Source organism: Kribbella sp. NBC_00662 (assembly GCF_041430295.1).
GTDB lineage: Bacteria > Actinomycetota > Actinomycetes > Propionibacteriales > Kribbellaceae > Kribbella.
The window spans coordinates 7,313,651-7,331,404 of record NZ_CP109029.1 but is presented as its reverse complement, the minus strand read 5'-3'; the positions used below and the strand labels follow the sequence as shown (position 1 = coordinate 7,331,404).

Annotated in this window: 15 protein-coding genes; 7 read left to right on the top strand and 8 right to left on the bottom strand. The window is 68.9% G+C overall.

Features of this window, described 5'->3' with window-relative positions:
- Nucleotides 1-8: 8 nt before the first annotated feature.
- Nucleotides 9-764, top strand: a complete 756-nt coding sequence (locus OHA10_RS36070) for a beta-phosphoglucomutase family hydrolase (protein WP_371403269.1) — start codon at nt 9-11, stop codon at nt 762-764.
- Nucleotides 761-3,130: a glycoside hydrolase family 65 protein gene (locus OHA10_RS36065; RefSeq protein ID WP_371403268.1), complete on the top strand. Its 2,370-nt coding sequence runs from the start codon at nt 761-763 to the stop codon at nt 3,128-3,130. Before OHA10_RS36070 ends, OHA10_RS36065 begins: the two co-directional genes overlap by 4 nt.
- A 43-nt stretch (nt 3,131-3,173) precedes the next feature.
- Here OHA10_RS36065 and OHA10_RS36060 read toward each other — a convergent pair whose 3' ends face one another.
- Together OHA10_RS36060 and OHA10_RS36055 are read right to left on the bottom strand one after the other, a co-directional pair.
- Entirely contained in the window at nt 3,174-3,443 is a 270-nt protein-coding gene (locus OHA10_RS36060; RefSeq protein ID WP_371403267.1) for a GlsB/YeaQ/YmgE family stress response membrane protein, read from the bottom strand.
- 105 nt (nt 3,444-3,548) lie between these two features.
- Nucleotides 3,549-4,400 (bottom strand): hypothetical protein, encoded by an 852-nt coding sequence (locus OHA10_RS36055; RefSeq protein ID WP_371403266.1) that lies wholly within the window; start codon nt 4,398-4,400, stop codon nt 3,549-3,551.
- 90 nt (nt 4,401-4,490) lie between these two features.
- Between OHA10_RS36055 and OHA10_RS36050 the strand changes: the two genes are divergently transcribed.
- Entirely contained in the window at nt 4,491-5,594 is a 1,104-nt protein-coding gene (locus tag OHA10_RS36050) for a DNA glycosylase AlkZ-like family protein (RefSeq protein WP_371403265.1), read from the top strand.
- A 31-nt stretch (nt 5,595-5,625) separates the two neighbouring features.
- Complete coding sequence (locus OHA10_RS36045) at nt 5,626-7,005, top strand: ricin-type beta-trefoil lectin domain protein (protein ID WP_371403264.1); 1,380 nt, start codon at nt 5,626-5,628, stop codon at nt 7,003-7,005.
- Here OHA10_RS36045 and OHA10_RS36040 read toward each other — a convergent pair.
- On the bottom strand, nt 6,904-7,833 hold the full coding sequence (locus tag OHA10_RS36040; RefSeq protein ID WP_371403263.1) for a DMT family transporter: 930 nt from the start codon (nt 7,831-7,833) through the stop codon (nt 6,904-6,906). The genes OHA10_RS36045 and OHA10_RS36040 overlap by 102 nt on opposite strands.
- Nucleotides 7,834-7,914: 81 nt before the next feature.
- Between OHA10_RS36040 and OHA10_RS36035 the strand changes: the two genes are divergently transcribed.
- Both OHA10_RS36035 and OHA10_RS36030 read left to right on the top strand, forming a co-directional pair.
- On the top strand, nt 7,915-8,811 hold the full coding sequence (locus OHA10_RS36035) for a LysR family transcriptional regulator (protein ID WP_371403262.1): 897 nt from the start codon (nt 7,915-7,917) through the stop codon (nt 8,809-8,811).
- 64 nt (nt 8,812-8,875) lie between these two features.
- Nucleotides 8,876-9,457 carry a superoxide dismutase family protein gene (locus OHA10_RS36030; RefSeq protein WP_371403261.1) on the top strand — a complete coding sequence of 194 codons (582 nt, stop codon included), beginning with the start codon at nt 8,876-8,878 and terminating at the stop codon, nt 9,455-9,457.
- A gap of 14 nt (nt 9,458-9,471) precedes the next feature.
- Here the strand turns inward: OHA10_RS36030 and OHA10_RS36025 are convergent, their stop codons facing one another.
- The 4 genes from OHA10_RS36025 to OHA10_RS36010 form a co-directional block, all read right to left on the bottom strand.
- Nucleotides 9,472-10,236: an SDR family oxidoreductase gene (locus tag OHA10_RS36025; RefSeq protein ID WP_371403260.1), complete on the bottom strand. Its 765-nt coding sequence runs from the start codon at nt 10,234-10,236 to the stop codon at nt 9,472-9,474.
- A 48-nt stretch (nt 10,237-10,284) separates the two neighbouring features.
- Nucleotides 10,285-10,479: a DUF1918 domain-containing protein gene (locus OHA10_RS36020; protein ID WP_371403259.1), complete on the bottom strand. Its 195-nt coding sequence runs from the start codon at nt 10,477-10,479 to the stop codon at nt 10,285-10,287.
- A 52-nt stretch (nt 10,480-10,531) separates the two neighbouring features.
- Entirely contained in the window at nt 10,532-11,356 is an 825-nt protein-coding gene (locus OHA10_RS36015; RefSeq protein WP_371408026.1) for a sensor histidine kinase, read from the bottom strand.
- Nucleotides 11,357-11,970: 614 nt separating this feature from the next.
- Complete coding sequence (locus OHA10_RS36010) at nt 11,971-12,648, bottom strand: response regulator transcription factor (RefSeq protein ID WP_371403258.1); 678 nt, start codon at nt 12,646-12,648, stop codon at nt 11,971-11,973.
- Between the two features lie 122 nt (nt 12,649-12,770).
- On the opposite strand from OHA10_RS36010, the gene yicI reads away from it, so the two are divergent.
- Entirely contained in the window at nt 12,771-15,020 is a 2,250-nt protein-coding gene (gene yicI / locus OHA10_RS36005; RefSeq protein WP_371403257.1) for an alpha-xylosidase, read from the top strand.
- On the opposite strand, the gene OHA10_RS36000 is transcribed toward yicI, so the two are convergent.
- Complete coding sequence (locus OHA10_RS36000) at nt 14,969-17,743, bottom strand: glycoside hydrolase family 3 C-terminal domain-containing protein (protein WP_371403256.1); 2,775 nt, start codon at nt 17,741-17,743, stop codon at nt 14,969-14,971. The two genes, yicI and OHA10_RS36000, sit on opposite strands and share 52 nt — an antisense overlap.
- Between the last annotated feature and the right edge of the window lie 11 nt (nt 17,744-17,754).

The window sequence follows — 17,754 nt, the reverse complement described above, 5'->3', positions numbered from 1 at the left end:
TGGGTTGCATGCTGGGACTACCTACGGGGATCCGGGCCTGTCTGTTCGACCTGGATGGTGTGTTGACCGACACCGCTGCCGTCCACGCCGCCGCGTGGAAAGAGATGTTCGACAAGTTCCTCCGCGACTATTCGGCGCAGCACGGGATACCGTTCCAGCCGTTCGACGCGCGGGCCGAGTACGACGCGTACGTCGACGGCAAGCCGCGCGCGAACGGGGTGCGGGACTTCCTCGCCGCGCGCGGGATCACGCTGCCCGACGGCGCCGCCGACGATCCGCCGGACGCGATGACGGTGAACGGTCTCGGCAACCGGAAGAACGAGGCCGTCCAGCGCCGGATCCGGACCGAGGGCGTGCACGTGTTCGAAGGCTCGCGCCAGTACCTCAAGGCTGCCGAGCAGGCCGGCCTCCGCCGCGCGGTGGTGTCGTCCAGCGCGAACACCCGCGAGGTGCTCGACGTCACCGGACTCGCGCAGTACGTCGAGCAGATCGTCGACGGCGTGACGATCCGGACGGAGGGCTTGAAGGGCAAGCCGGCGCCGGACACGTTCCTTGCCGCGGCCAAGGGCTTCGGCGTCGACCCGGCCGAGGCAGCGGTGTTCGAGGACGCGCTGGCCGGTGTGGCGGCCGGCCGTTCGGGCCAGTTCGGGTACGTGGTCGGAGTGGACCGCGTCGGTCAGGCCGCCGAGTTGAAGTCGCACGGCGCCGACGTGGTGGTCCGCGACCTTGCCGACCTGCTCGCCGATGACGAGGAGGGCAAGTGATCGACCGAGGCCATCACCCGATCGAGCCCTGGCGGCTGCGGGAGACCCGGCTCGCGCTGGACAAGCTGGCCCAGTCGGAGTCGCTGTTCGCCCAGTCCAACGGCCACATCGGCCTGCGCGGCAACCTCGACGAGGGCGAGCCCTACGCGATCCCCGGCACCTACCTGAACTCGTTCTACGAGCAGCGCCCGCTGCCGTACGCCGAAGCCGGCTACGGCTACCCGGAGTCCGGGCAGACGCTCGTCGACGTGACCAACGGCAAACTGATCCGGCTGATGGTCGACGACTCGCCGTTCGACATCCGCTACGGGTACCTGACCAAGCACGAGCGCTCGCTCGACTTCCGCACCGGCATCCTCGAGCGCGACGTCGACTGGACCTCACCGGGCGGCAAGCGGATCAAGGTCCGCAGCCGCCGGCTGGTCTCGCTCACCCAGCGCGCGGTCGCCGCGATCGAGTACGTCGTCGAGCCGGTCGACCAGCCGGCCCGCTTCGTGATCCAGTCCGAGTTGGTCGCCAACGAGGCGCAGCCGAAGCTGTCCGACGACCCGCGCGTCGCCGCAGTGCTCGACAACCCGTTGAAGCCGGTCAGCCACGACGGCGGTGAGCACGGCGTCGTGCTGATCCACCGGACCACGCGGAGCCAGCAGTTGATGGCCGCGGCGATGTCGCACGAGGTGGACACCACCGTCCGGTTCGCGATGGACCAGGACGTGCGTGAGGACTGGGCGCGCACCACGGTGATCGCTCACCTGCAGCCGGGCGAGAGTCTGCGCGTGGTGAAGTACCTGGCCTACGGCTGGTCCAGTCTGCGTTCGGAGACAGCGATCCGGGACCAGGTCGCGGCGGCGATCGCGAGTGCGCAGTTCTCCGGCTGGGACGGGCTGACCAAACAGCAGGTCGACTTCCTCGACGACTTCTGGGACGGCGCCGACGTCGAAGTACAAGGGCATCCGGAGCTGCAGCAGGCAGTGCGGTTCGCGCTGTTCCACGTGCTGCAGGCCGGTGCGCGCGCCGAGCGGCGGGCGATCCCGTCGAAGGGACTGACCGGCGCCGGGTACGACGGGCACACGTTCTGGGACACCGAGGGCTTCGTCCTGCCGGTGCTGACCTACACCATGCCCGACGCGGCCGCCGACGCGTTGCGCTGGCGACATTCGATCCTCGAGCTGGCCAAGGAGCGGGCCGAGGTGCTCGGCTTCAAGGGCGCGGCCTTTCCGTGGCGGACGATCCGCGGCCAGGAGTGCTCCGGCTACTGGCCTGCGGGGACGGCGGCATTCCACCTCAACGCCGACATCGCCGAGGCAGTGATGCGGTACCACACCGCCACTGCAGACGACGGCTTCCTCGAAGAGGTCGGGCTGGAGTTGCTGGCAGAGACGGCCCGGCTGTGGATGTCGCTGGGACACCACGACCGCGACGGCAAGTGGCATCTACCGGGCGTGACCGGCCCGGACGAGTACAGCGCCGTTGCCGACGACAACGTTTTCACCAACCTGATGGCGGCGCGCAACCTGCGGTTCGCGGCGGAGGTCTCGGCGAAGCTGCCGGGCAAGGCCCGCGAGCTGGGCATCGACGCCGAGGAGGAGGCAGCGTGGCGGGACGCGGCCGCTGCCGTCTATGTGCCGTACGACAAGGATCTCGGCGTACATCCGCAGTCCGAAGGCTTCACAGGGTACGCGGTGTGGGACTTCGAGGCGTACAAGGACAAGTATCCGCTGCTCCTGCACGCGCCGTACTTCCAGCTGTATCGCACGCAGGTGGTGAAGCAGGCCGACCTGATCCTCGCGACCTTCTGGTGCGGTGACGCGTTCACCGACGAGGAGAAGGCGCGGAACTTCGACTACTACGAGCGGCTGACGGTGCGGGACTCGTCATTGTCCGCGTGCGTGCAGGCTGTGGTGGCCGCGGAGGTCGGGCATCTGGACCTCGCGTACGACTATGCGTACGAGGCCGCGCTGATCGATATGCGCAATCTCCACCACAACACCGGCGACGGTCTGCACATGGCGTCGCTCGGTGGTGCCTGGAGTGCGCTGGTCTGCGGCTTCGGCGGGTTGCGGGACCGCGACGGCCGGCTGTCGTTCGATCCTGCTCTGCCGATCGGGCTGGGCGGGTTGAGCTTCTCGATCCGGTGGCGCGGGGTCCGGCTGAAGGTGGAGATCGACCCGGTCGCGGTGAAGTACACCGTGCACAACGGGCCCGACTCCGAGATCACCTTCCGGCATGCCGGCGAGGAGATCACCGTGCGGGCCGACCAGCCGGTCGTCCGGACGCTGGAGAAGCGCCGCCCGCTGCTGCCCCGGCCGCCGCAACCGCCGGGCCGCGAGCCGCGGCCGGCGATGGCGATCAACGAGGGCAGCTAGACCGACCAGGTCGGCGCGGAGGTGGGCCCCGGTGGGCGCTGTCTCAGCGGCTGATGGAGGAGTTCTTGTGGCGGGCGGACAGGGACTCGGCCGTGCCGACCAGCAGCACCGACGAGATCACCGCGATGATGAAGCCGAACACGTTCAGCTCGAAGATGCTGCCGGTGCCGAGGATGGCGGCGATCGTGCCGCCGATCACCGAGCCGGCCAGGCCGAGCAGCAACGTGGCGAGCAGGCCGAGCCTCTGCTTGCCGGGCGTGAAGAGCCGGGCCAACGCTCCGATGACGAGTCCGGCGACGATGAAGCCGATCATGGCTGAAGACCTCCGAGGGTCGAACGGTAGGACTCCAGTCTCCGGCCGCGACGGCGCCGGCGGCAGTGGAGTTCTCCCTGACCGGACCCGGATCCGACCCTGGCTTCAGGTCCGTGCCGTGGTGATGATCAGGTCGCTGTTGGCCTTCAGCCTCGGGGTCGCCTGGAGTTCGCTGAGCACCGCGGTCGCGAGCTGATCGGCAGCGTCCCGGTCGCTGTGCAGCAGGGCCTGGTAGCTGTTCCGGCAGGGTGAACCGGGGGCGAGGATCTCGACGTACTGCTCGATGTCCGACAGTGACGGCTTGCCCTTGACCACGTCCACGGTGCTCTTGGCGCACCTGATCAGCGTCGGCTGAGTCCTGGCCAGGCTGTTCTTGGTGAGCAACTGATCCGCGAGCGCCTTCGTCAGGAAGTACTCCGCGGTGGTCGGTTTGTCCTGCAGGTACCGCGCTGACGCGAACTCCTTGAGGCTGTCGCTGAGCACGCAGACCCCCCACCCCGGGGGCACCGTGATGACCTGGTTCTTGGGCATGAACACCGGGATGTCCAGGACTCCGGCCAGACCGCCGCTGTTGTTGACGGCGATCAGCGCGGCCCGCGACTCCAGATCGGTCGGATTCGTCGCCGGTGCGGCGATCAGCCGGCTGGTGAAGCCCGCGTCCGGCATGATGATGACCGTCAGTCCGCCGATGTTCTTGAGCAGCAACGACGTGTGGGTCGGATCGGTGCCGGCGGACAGCACGACGCCGTCGGCCTGGGCCTCCGGCGGGAGCTGCTCGGTGGAATGCGTGCAGTCGGCCGCGGCCTTGACCGGACCCGTGGTCCGGGGAAGCACGATCGAGGGGGTCTCGGTCACCGGGCTCGACCCGCTCGAACCCTCGGCGGTCGTACAGCCCGCCGTCGCAACCACTGCCAGCAGAGCCACTCCGGACAGCAACGTCCAATCACGTAGCGCCACGATCAACCCCCTGAACCCCGAGCACCAGGTCCCCACCTCGCTCGGCCTTCGTCCCAGAATACTGTCCGACCGGTCGCTTAGCCTCTCTTTGTGACCGTTCATCAGTTGTCGAAGCGAGATGCCAGGCGGCTGGCCGTGCGCGCGCAGCTGCTGACGCGTGATCGGCCGGACGATCTTTTCGACGTCGTGCGCGGGCTGAACGTGATCCAGCTCGACCAGACGGCGTACGTCGCGCCGAACGCGGACCTGGTCATGTGGAGCCGGCTCGGCTCGTCGTACGACGCGACCGAGCTCGCGGATGCGCTGGCGACGCAGGAGCTGCTCGAGCTGCGCGGGTTCGTCCGGCTGCCGGAGACGCTGGCGCTGTTCCGGGCCCAGATGGAGGCGTGGCCGTCGGACGGCGAGCCCCTGGACTGGCAGCGGTACCGCAGCGACTGGGTGAAGGCGAACGAGGGCTGCCGGCTCGACATCCTCGAGCGGCTGCGCCAGGACGGCCCGCTGGTGATGCGCGAGCTGCCCGACACCTGCGTGCGGCCGTGGAAGTCGAGCGGTTGGACCAACAACCGCAACGTGTCCCAGATGCTCGAGTTCATGATGCAGCGCGGCGAGGTGGCGATCGCCGGCCGCGACGGACGGGACCGGCTGTGGGACCTCGCGTCCCGCATCTACCCCGACGACCCGGTCGTCCCGCTGGAGAAGGCCGCCCGGATCCGCGACCAGCAACGGCTGCGCTCGATGGGCATCCTGCGGGCCAAGGGTCCCGCCTGCCCGGGCGAGCCGCTCGACGCCGGCGAGGCGGGGGAGCGGGTCGTGGTCGACGGCGTGCGCGGCGAGTGGCGGATCGACCCGGAGCTGCTCGATCAGCAGTTCACCGGGCGTACGGCGATCCTCTCGCCGCTGGACCGGCTGGTGTACGACCGGAAGCGGCTCGTCGAGATCTTCGATTTCGACTACCAGCTGGAGATGTACAAGCCTGTCGCGAAACGCAGATGGGGGTACTTCGCGTTGCCGATCCTGCACAACGACCGCCTGGTCGGGAAGCTCGACGCGATGTCCGACCGCAAGGCCGGGATCTTCCGGGTCGACGCGATCCACGAGGACGAGCCGTTCTCGAAGACGCTGACCGCGGCGGTCCACCGCGAGATCCGCGATCTGGCGACCTGGCTGCGGCTGGAACTCGTCCTGAAGTCTTGACGCGAGCCGATGTTCACGTAAACATCACCGAGTGAGATCAACCGCTCGCAGTCTCGCCATCGTCCTCCTCTCCCTCGTCGCGCTGGCTTCGACCCTGATCCCGGCCGAGGCCGGTCCGCCGCGGACGAACGATTTCCGCGGCGTGAACTGGGCCGATCCACGCGACAACTACGCCCACGACGAGGTGGTCCCGTCCGGCCTGAGTACGTCGGACGACTACCGGACGACGTACCGCAAGGCGACCGGGATCGTCGGCGAGTTCCGCAAGGAGCTCAAGGCGAACACGATCCGGCTGCCGATCAACCCGTCGAGCGTGGGGACGCCGTGGTGGAACTCGTACCGCGCCGCGATCGACGCGTCGGTCGCAAGCGGGGACAAGGTCGTCCTCAGCTACTGGGAGGCCGACAACGCCAAGGACGGCCGGGTCGACGACGCGGCGAAGTACGCCGCGATGTGGGACACGGTCGTGAAGGCCTACGGCAAGAACCCGCACGTGTACTTCGAGCCGATGAACGAGCCGTTCGGCTACTCGCTGACCGAGTGGGTGGCGTTGACGTCCGCGTGGATCGCCCGGCACCACGACGTACCGCGGGGCCGGATCGTGATCTCTGGCACCGGCTACAACGACAACGTGACCGGGGTCGGCGCGGCCCCCGAGCTGAAGGGCACGCTGCTGTCGCTGCACTTCTACGGCTTCTGGGCGTCCGACACCACCGAGTCCGCCTGGCTGGCGAACCTCCGGCCGCGGATCGGCTCGTACGGCTGGCGGACGATCATCGACGAGGCCGGCTCGCCGATGACGATCGGCCTGAACTACGGCAACCACGAGGGCAACGTCTACACGGCGTACCTCGGCGCACTGACACAGGTCGCCCGGGAACAGAACATGGGCATCGTCTACTGGCCAGGTCTGCGCACCGGCGACTCCTACTCGATGACCACGCAGGTCGGTCCGAGCGATCTCCAGGTCAACAGCGAGAGCGGCCGCGATCAGCTGTGGTGGGGCTGGGGTCTGCTGAAGAAGGAGCCGACGAACACCCTGCCGCCCGCCCCGCCGGGCGAGCCGCTCCGTGGCGTCGCGAGCGGCCGGTGCGTCGACGTACCGGGCTTCTCGACCAGCCCTGGTACGGCGCTCGATCTGTGGGACTGCAACAACGGCGGCAACCAGTCCTGGAACCAGACCGCCACTGGTCAGCTCACTGTCTACGCCGACAAGTGCCTGACTGCCGGCGCTTCCGCGACCACCATCGAGACCTGCACCGGCGCCGCGAACCAGGCGTGGCAATTCAACGCCGACCAAACAGTCACCTCAGCGGCCGGCTGCCTCACGGCCGGCGGAACGGACAACGGCGCTGCCATCATCGTTGCTGCCTGCAACGGATCTGACAGCCAGAAGTGGGCCCGCTCCTAGTCTGGCCTTGCGTTCGATCGACTGGCCCCAGGTGGTGCCGGTCAGGAGGAGTACGGCTCCGAACACGGCGGTGATCGTCAGGTGCTCGGAGCCGAGGCCGATGCCGATGGCAACGGCCCAGATCGGCTCGGTGCCGAGAAGTAGGCTGGCCCGGCTGGCCGAGGTGCGCTGAACCGCCCACGTCTGCACGAGAAACGCGAAAACGCTGCAGAACAAGGCTAGATACGCCATCTGGAGCCAACCCACGGCGGGGATGGCGGGCAGGTGATGTACGGCGGGCACCGCGAAGAGCGCTGTGCCGACCAGCGTCTGGACTGTCGTCAACTGCAACGGGCGGAGATCCGTGGCGAGCCGACCGACGAGGGCGACGTGCCCGGCTCGGACGACGGCGGCCGCGAGCATGAGCAGGTCGCCGACGCCCGGGACGTGGAGACCGTGGCTGGACATCAGTAGGCCGACAGCGACGACGCAGCTCGCGGCCGCGAGGTAGAACCGCGGCGGGAGCCGGCGACGGTCGAGCAGCGGCGTCAAGACCAGCGTGAGGCTGATGATCAGCCCGGCGTTGGCCGCGCTCGTGTGCGTGACGCCGTACGTCTCGAGGATCAGTACTGCGGCCTGGGTGAGACCGAGGACGCCGCCGATCCGGAGTTCCTTGCCGCTGATCCGCCGGACGAAGAGCAGCAAGGCGAGCGCGGAGATCGCGTACCGGACGAAGAGGACGGTCAGCACCGGCGTGGACGCGGTCGCGGTCTTGGCGGCGAGGTAGCTCGAACCCCACACGATGGCGACCAGCAACAGGAGGAGATCGATACGGCGTGATGCGGGCACGACTCCAACGGTGACCGGTCACGACGTTGAAGCCAAGTACCACCTTCTTAAGCAACCTTGTAGTGCACCTACAGTATTGAGATGGACGAACGACAGCTGCGTGTGCTCCGGGAAGTCGGCGAGTTGGGGAGTGTGACGGCTGCCGCCGAGGCATTGCTGGTGACCCCGTCGGCGATCTCGCAGCAGCTCAGGCTGTTGCAGCGATCGATCCCGGTCCCGTTGACCGAGCGCGACGGCCGGCGGGTGGTGCTCACCGCGGCCGGTCGTGCGTTGGCCGGGGCGGCCGCGGACGTGGAGTCGGCATTGGCGCGTGCCCGGCAGGTGGTGGACGAGTTTGCCGAGCAGCCGGACGCGATCGTGTCGGTTGCCGCGTTCCACAGCGCCGCCGCGGCGTTCTTTCCGTCGCTCGTACGAGCGGGGGAGGGGCCGCGGGTCAGCCTGCACGACGAGGATGTGCCGCAAGAAGACTTCCCGCCGTTGACGCGTGAGTACGACGTCGTGCTCGCGCACCGGCTGGATCACGCCGCGCCTTGGCCGCGGACGGTCGCGGTCACGCCGTTGCTGCACGAGCCGCTGGACGTCGCCGTACCGGTCGATCATCCGCTGGCGTCGAAGCGGTCGCTGTCACCGCGCGACGTAGCGAGCGAGCCGTGGATCACCGTGCACGACGGGTTTCCGTTGATGGCGACGATCGAGGCGATCGGGGCGGCCGCCAACCACCGGCTCGAGCTGGTCCATCGAGTCAACGAGTTCACCGTCGTCGCCGAGTTGGTTGCCGCGGGCGCCGGCCTGGCGTTGATCCCGCGCTGGACGGCGCGTCCGCATCCGGGGGTCGCGCTGCGCCCGATGCGGGGCGTGCACACGCGGCGGCACATCGACGCGCTGCACCGGCCGGAGCGGACGGCTCGGCGGGCTGTCCGTACGACACTCGCCAACCTCGAGACCGCGGCGGCGACGATTCGCCGGACGAGTGCTTGATAGCCTCACCACAGTTCGCTGTCACCCCGCCCGGGGCAGTGCTTTCGGGTCGTGAGAGGGAGACATGACGAGAACTGTGCGGGGCGTGCTCGCCGCGGTTGGTCTGCTGGGCGTCGTCGGCGTGATCGCCGGACCGATGGCAGCGGCGCAGAACCGGCCACCCGGCGTACCGCCGGGCGAGATCGCCGTACCGGTGGCGCCGGAGTCGAACGTTGCGTCAAGCAACGGACCGTTACGCCAGCTGTCGCCGCACGGACCGTTCCAGGGTGCCCGCGCGGTCGTCGTGATGGTGTCGCACGGCGCTCGGACCTCCGTGCGGCTGAAGGTGACCGGGGTCGAGCACGCGGCCGGCCGCACCTTCGGCGCACACCTGCACACCGGCCCGTGCGTAGCGGGCGATGGCGCCGCGGCCGGACCGCACTACAACACCGACGTGATCAGCGGGCGCAAGCCGGTCCGTGTCGACCGTGAGCACGAGATCTGGCTCGACTTCACGGTCAGCCCGAGCGGCGCGGGTACGGCGTCGACCGTCGTCCCCTTCGCGCCGAAACCCGGCAACCGCTCGATCGTCATCCACCAGGACGAGACCGACTCCCACGGCAGCGCGGGCGCCCGCCTCGCCTGCCTTCCACTCAGCTGGAGCTGAGGGCCTGTCTGGCCCTAGGCCGAGCCGCCGTTGCTCTTCAACAGCTGGCCGTTGACCCATTGGCCGTTGGGGGAGCAGAGGAAGTCGACCAGGTGTGCGGTGTCCTGCGGCGTGCCGAGTCGGCCGAGGGGCGTCTGCTCGAGACAGGCGTCGCGGACCTCGTCGGTCATCCAGCCGGTGTCGATCGGGCCGGGGTTGACGACGTTCGCGGTCACGCCGAGATCGGACAGCTCGTGCGCCGCCGCAAGCGTGATGCGGTCGAGCGCGCCCTTGCTGGCGCCGTACGGAAGGTTGTGGACGGTGTGATCGCTGGTCAGCGCGACGATCCGGCCGGTGCCGTGCGCGCCGGTGAAGCGCTGGGCGTACTCGCGGATCAGTAGCCAGCTTGCCCGGGCGTTGACGGCGAAGTGCCGGTCGAAGCTCTCGACGGTCGTGTCGAGGATGCTCGAGTCGACGGACTCGCAGTGGCACATCACCAGCGCGGTGACCTTGCCCAGCTGTTCCTCGACGGCAGTGAAGATCCGCTCCGGGGCGGCCGGGTCGACGAGATCGGCCTCGATCGGCGCCACGGTCGCGCCGAGATCACGCAACTCCTTGACGATCCCGTCGGTGGCCCCGGACTGCACTCCCCACTGCATGCGGTCGTCGTACGCCGTCCAGTAGCTGAACGCGATGTCCCAGCCGGAGGTGGCCAGCTGACGGGCGATGCCGGCGCCGATCCCGACGGTACGGCCGACGCCGGTGACGAGGGCGACTGGGCGGGCTACCGGCTGACTCATGCCGGTGATCCTGCTCGAACGCCCGCCCGGTCGGCAACCGGATTGTTCCTAGCTGTTGCTGTGGACGATGTGCGCGTCCGGTCCCGGGAAGAAGAGCGACTCGGTGTCGGTGTCGCTCCAGTGCACGAGGTACGGCGGTGCGCCGTCCGGATCGTGTACCTCGACGATCTTCCCCTCGCGCCGGTGTGCCATCAGATGGCTGGTCTCGACCACAACCTGGTCTCCTGCTGCCGCTTTCACCACACCCACCTCCTTCACCCTCAGCTTCGTCCTGCCGAGCGGTCCGCACCACCCCTCACCCGATGTTCGGTAGCGTGACGGTGGCCGTCGTACCTCCGGCGCTCGACGAGGTCAGCGTGATCGTGCCGTGGTGGGCGCGGGTGATCTCGCGGGCGATGGACAGGCCCAGCCCGGAGCCGCCGCTCGCCCGGGAGCGGCTGGTGTCGAGCCGGACGAAGCGTTCGAAGACCCGCAGGCGGTCCGCCTCGGGGATCCCGTCGCCGTCGTCCTCCACCGTGATGATCGCCGACCCGTTCCCCTCGGCCGTGGTCAGATGGACGCTCGTGTGCGCGGCGCGGGCGGCGTTGTCGACGAGGTTCCGCAGTACCTGACTCAACCGGGCCGGGTCGCCGACCACCCGGACCGGACGGACGTCGCCGGTCACCTTCAGCTCGGGCATCGAGCTGCGCAACCGCTGGATCTCGGCCGCGACCAGGTCGTCGAGATCCACATCGGTCTGCCGCATCCGGATCCCGGTGTCGTCGGCCTTGGCGAGCAGCAGCAGGTCCTCGACGAGTTGCCGCATCCGGTCGGTCTCGGTCTGCATCACCGCACGCAGTTCGCGCCAGGCCTGTCCGGTGGTGTCCGCCTCGATCACCTCCAGCGCAGCGGTGAGCGTCGCCAGCGGGGACCGCAGTTCGTGACTGGCGTCTGCCACGAAGGCCCGCTGCGTCGCCTGTCCGGTCTCGAGCCGGTCGAGCATCTCGTTCATCGTCACGGCGAGCCGGGCGATCTCGTCCCGGGTCGCCGGCACCGGGACCCGCTCGGTCAGGTCACGGGTACCGATGCCCTGCACCCGGGACCGGATCCGCTCGACGGGCCGCAACGCCTGCCCGACCATCAGCCACCCGGCCACGCCGACCACGATCAGCAGCGCCGGGAACCCGATCAGCAGGTACTTCGCAACCGTGGTGACCGTCTGCCGTTGCGTCTCCACCGACGACGCGACCACGACCGTGTACGTCTGCCCGTCGTACGACGCCCCCTGCGCGACGATCAGATAGTTGTGGTCGTCGTCGATCAGCGGCATCTCGCCGACCTCGGCCCGCATCAGCGCGCCGGCCGGAGGGCGTAGATCGGACAACGGCGTGTTGCCGACGCGGCTCGACGAGGCGGCGATGACCCGTCCAGCCGGATCCAGGACCTGGACCAGCTGGGTCGCGCGGGTCGTCTCGACGAGGTCGCGCGCGAGGCCCGTCGTACCGTCCGCGCTGACCTGGCCGGCCACATCGGCGACCCGGCCCTCAGCGGCGTCGGAGACCTCGGTGATCAGCGCCCGCTGCAGGAGCAGCAGCAGCGCCGCGGCCCCGAGCATCATCGCGACGGCGACCACGATCACGGCCGCAGCCGTCGAGCGGCTCCGCACGCTCGCCTGCCGCAATCCACCCGCGGTCCGGTACCACCCGTCGACCCGACGTCGCACGACCGTGCTCACCCCGCAATCTTCGCAGGACGTCAGCCGCCCTCGGGATTCAGCCGGTAACCCATGCCGCGGATCGTCTCGATCGCGTGCCGGGCGAACGGGGTGTCGATCTTCTTGCGCAGGTACCGCACATAGACCTCGACCACGTTCGGATCGCCGTCGAACGCGGGGTCCCAGACCGCGGACAGGATCTCGGTCTTGCTGACCGTGTCGCCGCGGTGCCGCATCAGGAACTCGAGCAGGCCGTACTCGCGGGGCGTCAGGGTGATCTCCCGCCCATCGCGCTCGACCCGTCGCCGCGCCACGTCCAGCGAGAGATCGCCGGCCGTCAGCACCACCGGCCGCTCCGGTCCGCCGCGCCGGATCAGGGCCCGCAACCGGGCGACCAGGACCAGGAAGCTGAACGGCTTGGTCAGGTAGTCGTCCGCGCCGAGGTCGAACGCGTCGGTCTGGTCGTACTCGCCGTCCTTCGCGGTCAGCATCAGCACCGGCGTCCAGATCCCGCGCGCCCGCAGCATCTCGAGAACGCGGTAGCCGTTCAGCTTCGGCAGCATGATGTCCAGCACGATCACGTCGTAGCTGTGCTCGGTCGCCGCCCACACCGCGTTCTCGCCGTCGTGGACCATCTCGACGACGAACCCGGAGTCGGTCAGTCCACGGTGGACCGTGTCCGCGAGCCGCAGCTCGTCCTCGACCATCAGCACTCGCATCCACCCAGTGTCACTGGTGTGCGCTGAGAATCCGCTGAGAGCCGGACAAACTTGACGCGATCAAGGCGGCCCACCTAGCGTTGTCGAAGCGCTTCGACAACGCTGAGGAGAGGCTGGCCACGATGAAGTTCAGCGACGGGTACTGGCAGCTCCGGGCGGGATCGACCCGGTTGCGGCCGGCCGAGGTCGAGAGCGTGCAGGCAGGGGAGCGGGAGCTGACCGTGTTCGCGCCGGCCCAGCGGATCGAGCGGCGCGGTGACACACTCAACCAGCCGATGTTCACGGTCACGTTCTCCTCGCCGTCGCGCGGGGTGATCGGGGTCCGGATCGCGCACCATCTCGGTGCACTGCCCGCCCGGCCGTCGTACCGGCTGAACGTCGACGACGATCACCCGGTGAAGGTGGAGGTCGGTGCCGCCGAGGCCCGGTTGACGTCGGGTGAGCTGAGCGTGGTGATCGCGCTCGACGGGCCCTGGGACGTGCGCTTCGAGCAGGACGGGAGGCCGCTGACCAACTCGGGGGCGCGGAGCGTCGGCCTGATTACCGATGCCGATGGCAAGCATTTCGTCCACGAGCAGCTGGCGCTCGGCGTCGGCGAGACGATCTACGGCTTGGGCGAGCGGTTCGGTGCGTTCGTGAAGAACGGTCAGGTCGTCGACAGCTGGAATGCCGACGGCGGTACGTCGAGCGAGCAGGCGTACAAGAACGTCCCGTTCTACCTGAGCAGCAAGGGGTACGGCGTACTCGTCGACAGCCCGGCCCGGGTCTCGTTCGAGGTCGGGTCGGAGGTCACCTCGCGCAACCAGTTCAGCGTCGAGGGCCAGGAGCTCGGGTACTACGTCTTCGCGGGCCCGACCCCGAAGGACGTGCTGCGACGCTACACCGCTCTGACCGGCCGGCCCGCGCGTGTGCCGGCGTGGTCGATGGGGCTGTGGCTGTCGACGTCGTTCACGACGGACTACACCGAGGAGACGACGAGCGGATTCGTCGACGGGATGGCAGCACGCGACCTGCCGCTCAGCGTGTTCCATTTCGACTGCTTCTGGATGCGGCAGTTCCACTGGTGCGACTTCCTGTGGGACCCGGTCGCGTTCCCGGATCCGGCCGGCATGGTCCGGCGGCTGAAGGATCGCGGTCTGCGCGTCAGCCTGTGGATCAACCCGTACATCGCGCAGCGCTCGGTGCTGTTCGAAGAGGGCCGCCGGCTCGGCTACCTGGTCAAGCGGCCGGACGGCTCGGTCTGGCAGTGGGACATGTGGCAGGCCGGTATGGCGATCGTCGACTTCACCAATCCGGACGCGACCGCGTGGTTCCGCTCGAAGCTGCAAGCCCTCGTCGATATGGGTGTCGACTGCTTCAAGACCGACTTCGGCGAGCGCATCCCGACCGATGTCGTCTGGTACGACGGTTCCGATCCGGAGCGGATGCACAACTACTACGCCCAGCTGTACAACGCGGCCGTGTTCGGTCTGCTGGAGGACAACCGAGGCGAGGGCGACGCGGTGCTGTTCGCGCGGTCCGCGACGGCCGGCGGTCAACAGTTCCCGGTGCACTGGGGTGGCGACTGCGAGTCGACGTTCGAGGCGATGGCCGAGTCGTTGCGCGGTGGGCTGTCGCTGGCTGCGTCGGGGTTCGGTTATTGGAGTCACGACATCGGCGGCTTCGAAGGCCTGCCTGATCCCGCGATCTTCAAGCGCTGGGTGGCGTTCGGGCTGCTCTCGTCGCATTCACGCTTGCACGGCTCGTCGTCGTACCGGGTGCCGTGGGCGCTCGACGAAGAGGCGGTCGACGTACTGCGGAAGTTCACGAAGCTGAAGCTCTCGCTGATGCCGTACCTGATGACGGCCGCGGGAGAGGCGCATCAGGACGGCGTGCCGATGATGCGGCCGATGGTGGTGGAGTTTCCCGACGATCCGGCGGTCGCCTATCTGGATCGCCAGTACATGCTCGGTCCCGATCTGCTGGTCGCGCCGGTGATGAACTTCGACGGTGAGGTCTCGTTCTACCTGCCACGTGGCCGCTGGACGTCCTTGCTGACCGGCGAGGTGCTGTCGGGTCCCGGATGGGTCCAGCAGACGCATGCCTTCGACAGCTTGCCCTTGTTCGTACGCGAGGGCGCGGTCATCCCGATCGGCGCGGTCGACGATCGTCCGGAGTACGACTGGGCCGACGGGGTCGAGCTGCGCTGGTTCGCACCGGCCGAAGGCCAGACGACCGTCGTCGAGCTGCCCGACACCGACGGGGGAGTAGCCGCCGTGATCGAGCTGACCCTGCGCGACGGCGAGGTCGACTCGCGCCTGGTCCAGGGCGCATGCGAGCGCTACACCGTCACACTCTCGAGTACGACGTCCGCCGCGGAGAAGACTGTATAAACGGTGTGTACACCGGTCGCCGGTGTGAGCTCGCCGGTGATCGTCGTGCGGTGACTCGGTGGAATCTGCACGGTGGTCAGGATCTCGCCGCGCAACGGGTCGTCCAGGCGGAGCTCGAGCGTCGCGGTCTCGGTGCCGTGGTTGGCGGCCGTGATCGTGACGGCTGTCTCGGAGTCCAGCTGGACGTCCTCAAACGCCAGCCAGGCTTGGGGTTCGAGGGAGACCGTGGTCTCGTCGGACAGGGTGATTCCGCAGTACTCGTCGAAGCTCGTCGCGGGAAGGTGATCGAGTGCGCGCGGCGGGATGCGCTCGCCGTGGACGTCCAGGGTCGTGGTGAGTCGGAGGTCGGTGCTGGAGCGGCCGACCATGATGCTGTGCCGGGCGGATTCGACGCAATGGCGGTCGCGCGTCACGTCCCAGAACCCGAGGTCGTTCGCGGCAACGGACAGCTCGACGTCGGCGGTCTCGCCAGGCTCCAGCGACAACCGCCGGAAGCCGCGCAGCTGTCGCAGCGGTTGCTTCACCCGTGAGCGTTGCTGACGGGTGTACAGCTGGGCGATCTCGGTCCCCGGCCGCTCGCCGGTGTTCGTGACGGTGAACGTCACCCGGACCTCGCCCTCCGCCGCGATCGACGGTGTGCTCAGCCGGAGATCGCCGTACTCGAAGGTCGTGTAGCTCAGACCGTGGCCGAAGGAGTACAGCGGCGTGCCTCGGTAGTACAGGTACGTCGCGTCCGTGGTGATGATGTCGTAGTCGAGCAGATCGGGCAGGTCCGCGTCGGAGTCGTACCACGTCTGGGTCAGCCGCCCGGCCGGGTCATGGTCGCCGAACAGTACGTCGGCCAGTGCGCGACCGTACTCCTGCCCGCCGTGCGCGGACCACAGGATCGCCGGCAGGTGCCGCTGCGCCCAGCCGATCCCGAACGGATAGCTGCTGCTCAGGACCAGGACCGTACGGGCGTTCGCCGCATGGACAGCCCGGATCAGCCGGTCCTGGGACCTGGGCAGGTCGAGGCTGTCGCGGTCCTCGGTCTCGCGCCCGTTCACCAACGGGTGGTTGCCAGCGACAACAATTGCCACCTCCGCGCGGGCTGCGACGGCCGCTGCCTGCACGGCGCCGTCGACCACGACCTCGAGCTCGAAAGCGGTTCCCTCGTCGGCGAGGCTCACCGAACCTTGCGCGTCGACATACAGATAGCGGCCGCTGTGCAGATGCTGGATCAGCACGGTGCCGGCCAGGTGCACGAATCTGAAGGTCTGCTTGACCTCCCAGCCGTTCGGGCCGGGCTGGTCCGCGACGAGCTCACCGTCGTCGCTGACACTGAGATGCTGCCCGTTCCGCACCGACCGCAACGCGAACGCGTCTCCACCCCAGTCGAACACGTCGAACGTGCCCGGCTCACGGTCGGCCCGCAGTACGGCGTCCGGACCGACGGCGAGGTGCGACGACGAACCTGCGACCTGGAGCGTGATCCGGTCGACGCCCTCGCAGTACTCGACGCGCTCGCGGCCGACTCGCTCGGCGATGCCGTCCAGCGCGGTGATCTGGTACGGGAGGGTGCCGGCGTACCAGTCTTCTCGCACGGCGCCGGCCAGCGGACCGATCACCGCGATCCGGTTGGGCGAGGGCAGCGGCAGCACCTGGCACTCGTGTTTGAGCAGCACGATCGCCTGCCGCGCGGCGTCCTGGGCGAGCTCGCGATGCGCGGGGCAGTTGACCAGGTCCGGCCCGAGACCGCGGTACGGATCGTGCTCCGGCGGATCGAACTCGCCGAGCCGGAGCCTGATCGCCAGCACCCGGCGCACGGCGGTGTCGATGTCCGCCCGCGTGATCAGGCCGCGATCGAGAGCCTCGTTGAGCCGGTCGATCGTCGGCGTCGAGTTGGTGTCGTCCTGGGTGAAGCTGTCCACGCCTGCCTTGACCGCGGCGGCGTACGCCGTCGGCCCGTCGGGCAGGTACTGCTGCAGTCCGAACAGGTTGCCGGGCGCGTACGCGTCGCTGACCACCAGCACGTCGTCGGTGGTCCAGGTGCGGAGTACGTCGTTGATCAGCGGACTGAGGTGGGCGGGCCGTCCGTTCACCAGGTTGTACGACGGCATCACCGCGACCGCTGCACCGGATTCGATCGGGGCGCGGAACGCGGGCAGCTCGTACTCGTGCAGGACCCGCGGCGGCAGGTTGCTCGAGGTCGTGCAGCGGTCGGTCTCGTTGTTGTAGGCAAGGAAGTGCTTGAGGGTCGGCGCGGTCTTCAGGTACGCCGGATCGTCGCCGGCCAGACCGTGCCCGTATGCGGTGGCGATGACGCCGGTCAGCCAGGGATCCTCGGCGTACCCCTCCTCGTTCCGGCCCCAGCGGGGGTCGCGGAGCGGGTTGACGACCGGGGCCCAGACGTTGAGGCCGACGCCGGCCGGGTCCTTGTGGTGGAACACCCGCACCTCGTCGCCGACCGCGCTGCCGACGGCCCGAACGAGGTCCGGACTCCAGCTGGTCGCCAGGCCGATCGCCTGCGGGAAGACGGTCGCCGGACCGAGCCAGGCGACGCCGTGCAGCGCCTCGGTGCCGGTGCGGAACGTGTCCAGGCCGAGCCGCGGGACGGGCGGCTGGTACTGGTGCAGCAGCGCGATCTTCTCGTCCGGGGTGAGCCGGGCGAGAAGGTCGTCGATCCGCTCGCCGGCCGGCCGGGCCGGGTCGCGGAACGGGTGGAACTGGGCTGGAGTACTCATCGGCGATCGAC

Coding starts and splice junctions, on each gene's coding strand:
- OHA10_RS36000 (WP_371403256.1), bottom strand. CDS start 17,743: ATGAGTACTCCAGCCCAGTTCCACCCGTTCCGCGACCCGGCCCGGCCG.
- OHA10_RS36035 (WP_371403262.1), top strand. CDS start 7,915: ATGGACGAACGACAGCTGCGTGTGCTCCGGGAAGTCGGCGAGTTGGGG.
- OHA10_RS36010 (WP_371403258.1), bottom strand. CDS start 12,648: ATGCGAGTGCTGATGGTCGAGGACGAGCTGCGGCTCGCGGACACGGTC.
- OHA10_RS36025 (WP_371403260.1), bottom strand. CDS start 10,236: ATGAGTCAGCCGGTAGCCCGCCCAGTCGCCCTCGTCACCGGCGTCGGC.
- yicI (WP_371403257.1), top strand. CDS start 12,771: ATGAAGTTCAGCGACGGGTACTGGCAGCTCCGGGCGGGATCGACCCGG.
- OHA10_RS36070 (WP_371403269.1), top strand. CDS start 9: ATGCTGGGACTACCTACGGGGATCCGGGCCTGTCTGTTCGACCTGGAT.
- OHA10_RS36030 (WP_371403261.1), top strand. CDS start 8,876: ATGACGAGAACTGTGCGGGGCGTGCTCGCCGCGGTTGGTCTGCTGGGC.
- OHA10_RS36015 (WP_371408026.1), bottom strand. CDS start 11,356: ATGGTCGGGCAGGCGTTGCGGCCCGTCGAGCGGATCCGGTCCCGGGTG.
- OHA10_RS36060 (WP_371403267.1), bottom strand. CDS start 3,443: ATGATCGGCTTCATCGTCGCCGGACTCGTCATCGGAGCGTTGGCCCGG.